The 7408-nt window shown below is 54.2% G+C and carries 9 protein-coding genes; all 9 read left to right on the top strand.

From position 1 onward, the window contains the following. Window positions 1-7 precede the first annotated feature (7 nt). The 9 genes from C4318_07845 to C4318_07805 all read left to right on the top strand — a co-directional run bounded on the left by C4318_07845 (window position 8) and on the right by C4318_07805 (window position 7402). Complete coding sequence (locus tag C4318_07845; GenBank protein MER3455049.1) at window positions 8-1225, top strand: hypothetical protein; 1218 nt, start codon at window positions 8-10, stop codon at window positions 1223-1225. A gap of 59 nt (window positions 1226-1284) precedes the next feature. Beyond that, the gene (gene gcvH, locus C4318_07840; protein ID MER3455048.1) at window positions 1285-1674 is read left to right on the top strand and encodes a glycine cleavage system protein H; all 390 of its coding nucleotides are present in this window, start codon (window positions 1285-1287) and stop codon (window positions 1672-1674) included. Continuing rightward, entirely contained in the window at window positions 1671-2177 is a 507-nt protein-coding gene (locus C4318_07835) for a hypothetical protein (protein ID MER3455047.1), read from the top strand. The genes gcvH and C4318_07835 overlap by 4 nt, the downstream gene beginning before the upstream one ends. Then, complete coding sequence (locus C4318_07830) at window positions 2174-2896, top strand: MerR family transcriptional regulator (protein ID MER3455046.1); 723 nt, start codon at window positions 2174-2176, stop codon at window positions 2894-2896. Before C4318_07835 ends, C4318_07830 begins: the two co-directional genes overlap by 4 nt. Before the next feature lie 195 nt (window positions 2897-3091). Then, window positions 3092-3565 carry a hypothetical protein gene (locus C4318_07825; protein ID MER3455045.1) on the top strand — a complete coding sequence of 158 codons (474 nt, stop codon included), beginning with the start codon at window positions 3092-3094 and terminating at the stop codon, window positions 3563-3565. Window positions 3566-3753: 188 nt separating this feature from the next. Continuing rightward, window positions 3754-4380 (top strand): MerR family transcriptional regulator, encoded by a 627-nt coding sequence (locus tag C4318_07820; protein ID MER3455044.1) that lies wholly within the window; start codon window positions 3754-3756, stop codon window positions 4378-4380. Next, window positions 4374-5597, top strand: a complete 1224-nt coding sequence (gene gcvT, locus C4318_07815) for a glycine cleavage system protein T (protein MER3455043.1) — start codon at window positions 4374-4376, stop codon at window positions 5595-5597. The genes C4318_07820 and gcvT overlap by 7 nt, the downstream gene beginning before the upstream one ends. A 150-nt stretch (window positions 5598-5747) precedes the next feature. Further along, complete coding sequence (locus C4318_07810) at window positions 5748-7106, top strand: aminomethyl-transferring glycine dehydrogenase (protein MER3455042.1); 1359 nt, start codon at window positions 5748-5750, stop codon at window positions 7104-7106. Further along, window positions 7103-7402, top strand: a complete 300-nt coding sequence (locus tag C4318_07805; protein MER3455041.1) for a hypothetical protein — start codon at window positions 7103-7105, stop codon at window positions 7400-7402. The genes C4318_07810 and C4318_07805 overlap by 4 nt, the downstream gene beginning before the upstream one ends. Window positions 7403-7408 lie beyond the last annotated feature (6 nt).

Here is a 7408-nt window from a genome sequence, read left to right as displayed (position 1 = left end):
CTCCAGGGTGGCTCGCACATTTTCGAGGGCCTTGATGGCAGGCCTGAATGCAGCCGGGCTAAACGTCGATGACCTCGAAGTTACAACTGAACCGCTCCTCCGGTTTCATGCGGTTAGAGCCAGAGCCTCAGGAGGAGTACTTGTTCGCACCGTCTTGGACGATCCATCTTCTGTCCAAATTCTTTTGGTTGACTCCAAGGGCCAGAACCTCGACGACGCCGCGTATCGCAAAATCGAAAGGTACTTTTCGAGAGGAGAGTTCAGGCGAGCTGACGCAACTGAGTTCGGGGAGATCACTTTTCCCCCGAGGGCACTAGAGTTTTACCGAGCAGCTCTCGACGCCGCGGTGGATGCCGAGAGCATCTCGGAGTCCCGCCTGAAGGTCGTAGCCGATCTTGCGTGGGGGCCGACATCCATAATTTTGCCAAGAGCTATAGGACGCCTAGGGATCGACCTTTTGGCGATCAACGCCTATACGGATCCCGACCGCTCGGCTCTCACGGAAGAGGAACATGCTGACTCACTGCTACGGATCGCCGACACGGTAAAGGCTTCGGGATCGCACTTTGGAGTTCTTTTCGATCCTAGCGGGGCGCGTCTCGACGTCATCGACGACTCGGGTCGGGTTCTTACAGATTTCGAGATGTCGATGATTTTGTTACGACATGCGCTTCGCTCGAATCCTGGAACCATCGTAGGTCTGCCTGTCAATGCAAGCTATGAGATGGTCTCCGAGATAGAACAAGCAGGCGGCCAAGTCGTTTGGACCGAGTTGGATCCTTCGCGTGCGGCCGAACGAGGCATTGCCGATGGAGCGGAGGTCGTAATCGGGTCCTCTGGGGGCGCTATATACACAGACTTCTTGCCTGCATTCGATGGGATGCTTCAGTTTTTGAAAATAGCTTCGTTTGTAGCCAACCTGCCTGGCCCGTTATCGGCCGAGATCGATGCTTTGCCTCGCTCGAGGGTAGTTCACCTTGAGGTAAGAAGTCCTCTTGAGACCAAGGGGACGATAATGAGATCGATGACAGAGCGAGCTAGGGGCTTGGTAGCGATTTTAGTGGACGGGGTTCGTTTCGAAACTGCTGGAGGGTGGGTGCTCGTCGCCCCCGACCCCACAGAACCAATTTGTCACGTGTGGGCAGAGGGACCAAGCACAGAAGAGTCCACAAAAATTGCACGAGAGTATGGACGACGTATCGAAGAGATAGCGCGTGGCAGTTGATGCTTACGACTTGCACAAGTCACGACTCAACAGACTGACTACGGAGGACAGCGAAACTCATGTACCCAGATGACCTGCTGTATACGAAAGATCATGAGTGGGCGCGAAAAGAGGGCAACTCCAAGGTAAGAACCGGCATCACCTGGTATGCCCAAGATGCCCTCGGCGACGTTGTTTTTGTAAAGCTACCAGACAAGGGTAGCTCGGTTTCTGCAGGGGATGCTTTCGCCGAGGTTGAGTCAACCAAGGCTGTGTCGGACGTGTACGCACCAGTGTCGGGATTGGTAACAGAGGTCAACGAGGATCTAGTCGATTCACCCGAAAAGATCAACGAAGATCCCTACGGAGCGGGGTGGATTGCGATAATCGAAATGAGCGATGAGTCCGAGCTTGCGGACCTAATGGATGCTGAGGCTTATAGACAGCTGGTTGAGTCGGGGGAGGGATGAGTCAGAGACACTGCCCAAATTGTGGCCGAGGCACCGAAGAGGGCGCCAACTTCTGCTCACACTGCGGTACCAGGCTAGAGGGAGACGAGTCGACAGTAACGCTCGTTGATTTAGAGGGGAGTGAGGAATCGGGACTGGAGGTTGGAGAGCTTCCGTCATTGGAGGCAGGGCAGGGAGTTCTCGTCGTGATAAGAGGTCCGAATCAAGGCTCGCGTTACTTCTTGGAAAACGAGGTTACAACCGTAGGACGTCATCCGGATTCCGACATTCAGCTTGACGACGTAACAGTAAGCAGACGTCACGCCGAACTCAGCAAGGATCCAGAAGGATACTTCTTCATAAAAGACGCCGGAAGCCTCAACGGCACATACGTCAATAAGAAACGAGTTGACCAGGCGCGTTTATCAACAGGTGACGAGATTCAAATCGGCCGCTACAAGCTCGTTTTTGTCGCCGGTGCTGAGGCGGCGAGGGGGCCGGCACCCCCTAGTACCGTGGTATGAGTTCCAAGCAAGAACGCGCTCATCTGACAATCGGAGAGGTCCTCAATCTCCTGAAAGAAGAATTTCCTGACGTCACTATCTCCAAGATTCGTTTCCTAGAGAGCCAGGGTCTTCTACAGCCAGAGCGAACACCTAGTGGTTACCGCAAGTTTTACCAGGAAGATGTCGAAAGACTCAAGTACATCCTGAGCCAGCAAAAGGAGCGTTTCCTTCCTCTAAAGGTCATAAAGAAACAGCTTTCTAGCATAGAGCGAGATGGAGGTCTGTCCAGTCTAGAGAGCGGGGCCGGAGGTGCGGATGCACTAGATGTGCGAGGGGAGCCGATCGATACTTCTGAGGGACTCCGCACCTTCTCTAAAGAAGGGCTTGCCGACGCTGCCGATCTGAGCCTCGATGCCATCGGCGAACTGGACAAGTATGGACTGATCGAAGCGAAGGTTTCAGCGGAAGGAAAGTTCTACACCGAGGAAGATCTCAAAGTGTGCAGGCTAGCCAAGGCGATGATGCGTCACGGCCTAGAGGCTAGGCATCTGCGCATGTACAAAGTTTTCGTGGACAAAGAGGTAGCGCTTTTTGAGCAGCTCGTCGAGCCAGTTATGAAACAAAAAAATCCAGAAGCGCAAAAGATCGCCAGATCCACTTTGGGAGAACTTGCCGCTCTTGCCAGAGAACTAGGACACGAGCTGCTGCGGCGACAGTTGAGACAGTTCGCCGAGTGAGAAAGCTAGCGTGAGCTTCTACAGATAATTGGAATTTGGATTGTCGAGAATTTATTTCCGGCAGTACAAGGGTGTGCTGCGAAGTGATCTCAAGGTACGCGCAAGGAAGCACGAGACAGCCGGATTACAATTCTTTGTGGCGGCGCATAGGACACCGATTCTAAAGAAGCTACCAGACAGAGGCGAGGAGGTGTCGTGGTAGAGCTCACGGTCGTTGGCGTCCGACTGGAGGTGCGATCGAATCAGCCGCTCGTTCTCTTGCGAGAGGTCTCGGGCGGGAGGTTTCTCCCGATTTGGATTGGGCCATGGGAGGCAAACGCTATTGCGATGGCTCTCCAGGGAATAGAGCCTCCTCGCCCAATGACGCACGATCTCATGAAAGAGATCCTCGAGGCTCTTGATGCTACGGTCAATCGGGTGGTCGTGACCGAGTTGCGCGACGGCACTTTTTATGCAGTAATCGATCTAAGCTATGACTCGAGGCGACAGGAGATTTCGTCACGCCCCAGCGACGCCATAGCGCTTGCCGTACGAATGGGAGTCAAAATCTACGCCGAGGAAGAGGTTCTTGAGGCCGCAGGCGTTACGATCCCCGAAGAAGAAGAGGAAGAGGAGATCGAGAAATTCCGGAGTTTTCTGGAACATGTCACACCAGAGGATTTCATGTAGGGCTCGACGTGACCATCGAAGCTTCGTCCAACGACTACTGCTCTCGAGTCGATCGCTAATCCCAACTTCGTAATTATCCTGGTGTAAAATCCGGTTACGAATTCGATTGCTGCTTTGCCGTGGCCGAGTTCTGTTCCCCCGAGCCGTGAGGGGCAGTCGCGCCGAGTTGCCATTGAGAGGGTCCATGCATGGCTGGTCGCTTTTTAGCATCGGCGAATCAAAAGGTAAGGGCTACTAAGAAGCCCTCTCTACATCGAAGCTCCCAGGTTTCGAGTACCGAAGGGGAGGAGGTTTCCATTCTCGACCGATTGGAAAACAACGGCGATGTCTTGGGAGCTTTTCGGGCGCCGGAAGTATGTGAGGTCGCTGGGGTTACCTATCGCCAGTTGGATTACTGGAGTAGAACCGGTCTCGTAAAGCCAGGGATCAAGGATGCATCAGGCTCGGGTACGAGACGCCTGTACTCTTTCAAAGACCTGGTGCTCATAAGGGCGATCAAGGGTCTTATCGAAGCTGGTATGAGCCTCCAAAAGATAAGGGAGGCCATCGATTACGTTAGAGGCGCAATGACTGAAGATCCTTCTGAACTGACTCTCATTGCCACAGAGGGCACTATTTTGGTGTTCGGACCGGGGGAAGAGTCGCGGCTCATCGATGCGTTGAAGGGAGGGCAGATCTCGTTGTCGATCGCTCTCGGTCCTTTGTATAACGAGCTAAAAAAGAGTGTCGCCGAGCTAGAAAGAGCAAAGAGGCGCCACCCCTCTCGGGAAATTCGTGTGGGGAGCGTTTCAGACGGACAGCTCAGCTTATTTTGAACGTGAGTCCTCGATCCTACCAAGCGGTGCACACCCCGGCTTTAAGCGCGCACCAGAGACTAAGAGCGCGTTTCACTGAGTTTGCAGGCTGGGTCCTTCCCCTTAGATATCCGGCGGGCACTATTGAGGAGCACCTTGCAACGAGAAGATCTGTGGGGGTTTTTGACGTGAGCCACCTCGGACGCGTGTTAGTCAGCGGGCGAGATGCTCTATTGCTTCTGCAGCGAGCCTTCACCAATGATCTCCTAAGAGTCTCGGTCAGAAAGGCTCAATACACCCTTTTGCTGAACGATGATGGAGGAATCGTCGACGACATTGTCGTTTTGTGGGTTGATTCAGACACGTTCGTGGTCATACCCAACGCTGCTAACACAATGGCGGTAGTGGACGCTTTGTCAAAGATAAGACAGAGATATCAAGCAGATGTCTTCATCGATAACATAACTTCTGAGACCGCTATGTTCGCTGTGCAAGGTCCGGCCTTTGAAGAAGTGTGTGAGAGCGCTGGGATCAGCCTCGAAACGTTGCCGCCGAGGTTTGGTGTCGTCAAGGCAGGGGAGTGGATTTTGTCTGGAACCGGATACACCGGAGAGCGGGGGATAGAGGTTATCGTCCCTGCCGCAAGCGCTTCGGATGTGTTTGAGACGTTGGCACGGTCTGCCATCGAAATTGGAGGAGGGCCAGCCGGTCTTGGTGCACGAGATACCTTGCGACTCGAGATGGGCTACCCGTTGTGGGGGAACGAGATGGACACATCTATTGCTCCCTCCGAGGCCGGCCTCGACTGGGTCTTGGTGGAGAGCAAAGACGATTTCGTTGGGAAGGCGGCTGCTCTTGAGTACAAGAAGTATCCTCGATGGCGGCCAATCGGCATCGTTATGAGGGATAAAGGTCCAATTCCCCGGAAGAGCTACTCAGTGAAAGCAGGTGAGATAAGCGGAACGGTTACGAGCGGGGGTTTCTCTCCTGTCTTGGGCCGCGGAATCGCTCTAGCTCGCATGCCCTCGAGCTTTGCTCCAACAAAGATTGTGGCGGGTACCAATCTCGCATTGCTTTTGGAATCGGATGACAGCGCCAGGAGATTGAAAGGCTACCACGAAGCTGCAGTAGGTGCGGAGGAGTTGTCAAGGCTTACTCGCCTCACTGTGGATATCAGAGGCCGCCCAGCTCTTGGAATTCTAACTTGCCCCCCTTTTGTAAAGACCTCACTGGACTGATTTAGTGCGTGGTGTCGGTGCCACGAAATTGGGGTGTGATATATACATATGGCCTTATCGTGAACCCCGTTGAAAGATCGAGAAGTTGTCGTCTTTGGGACCGATCAGGCCGAGGATCGCTGAGCGAGGAAAGGAGTTGAGGCCCGGCGAATGAGTTTCGTACCGCACACTAGCCAAGATCGCAAGGAGATGCTTGCCACTCTAGGTCTCTCTTCTAGCGACGAGGTTTTCCAGGGAATTCCACCAAAGCTTCAGGCCCCGGCACTTGATTCCTCCAAAGTTCCAGGTCCTTTGAGCGAGCCCGAGATTGTCAGATACATGCGAAGTTTAGCCGATCGAAACACGGGAGGTCGGCTGGTCTGTTTCGCTGGGGGAGGGGTCTACGACGAGTTTATCCCAGCTGCCGTCGCTGAGCTGGCAGGTCGTCCGGAGTTCAAAACTTCTTACACGCCATACCAGGCAGAGGTTTCTCAGGGAGTTTTACAAGCTCTTTTCGAATACCAAAGTCTTGTGGCCCGCTTGACAGGTATGGACGTGGCTAACGCGTCCGTATACGACGGAGGATCGGCTGTGGTCGAGGCCGCCAATATGGCAGTTGCTATAACGGGAAAGCCGGAGCTGGTAGTCAGTCGGGGCGTAAACCCCCGCTACAGAGAGATGCTCGCGACGTTCGCAAGCGGATCCGGACACAGTGTTTACGAAGCGGATCTCGACCAGTGCGCCACAAAAATTTTCGGGGACAAATCAGTTTCAGAGATGGCGGGACAAACGGGTCCTGCTGCCGTCATAATTCAACACCCGAACTACTTAGGCGTTATCGAAGATCTCGAATTACTGGTCGACATCGCTCACTCCGCTGGAGCTCTCGCAATCGTGGTGAGCGATCCCGTAGCAAACGGAGTTCTCCGCAGGCCCGGCGAGTACGGTGCCGACATCGTAGTGGCTGAGGGACAGCCTCTCGGAAACCCATTGATGTTCGGGGGGCCATACCTGGGAATCCTTGCCTGCAAGGAAGCTTACGTTCGTTACTTGCCGGGCAGGATCGCAGGAATGACCAAGGACGCCGATGGACGCACCAGTTTTGCTCTGGCGTTACAAGGCCGGGAGCAACACATACGCCGATCGAAGGCATCCTCGAACATCTGTACCAACCAAACGCTGAATGCCATTACAGCTTGTATCTATCTGTGCTGGCTGGGTCCAGAGGGATTAGCACGCAGCGCACGCATAGCGTGTTTGCTTGCCCACAAGCTAGCCTCGAGCCTGGCACAGATCGATGGATTCGAGATTGCCACGGACCTTCCATACTTTCGTGAGTTTCCCTTGAGAATTCCTGTGGATACACCCACGTTCCTCGAGGGTATGGCCAGAGAGGGAATCCTAGCTGGCATCCCGCTTGAGAGTCACTATCCAGAACTCGGAAACACCATCTTGATCGCCGCCACGTCGGCACGTACCATAGATGAGGTCGAGAGGTTCGTCCGGGCCGCAACCGGGGTGGGGAAATGATAAAGCGCTTCATAGAGAGAATCGTAGGAAAGACTGACACACCGCCAGAGCCGCTGCGTCCAGGGGAAGCAGTAGAAGGCACTTTCGAGGTGAAGTTACGGGAGAACGGCCACCGCTATAACATGGCAAAGGCTTTACAGCGCACCTACGAAGTTCAGGAAGCTAGACGAAAGCTGGGGCTAGACGCGGAAGAAGAGCTTCGTCTTCCGGAGGACTACTTGCTTGGCCCGGTGCCTAAATCTGTCCAGCAAAGCATGCTCGAAAGAGACAGGTATTTGGACACCCAACGCAGGTGAGTCGGA

Source organism: Acidimicrobiia bacterium (assembly GCA_040289475.1).
Taxonomy (GTDB): domain Bacteria; phylum Actinomycetota; class Acidimicrobiia; order ATN3; family PSLF01; genus PSLF01.
The sequence above is the reverse complement of the archived record's forward strand: the minus strand, read 5'-3'. Positions and strand labels throughout refer to the sequence as shown.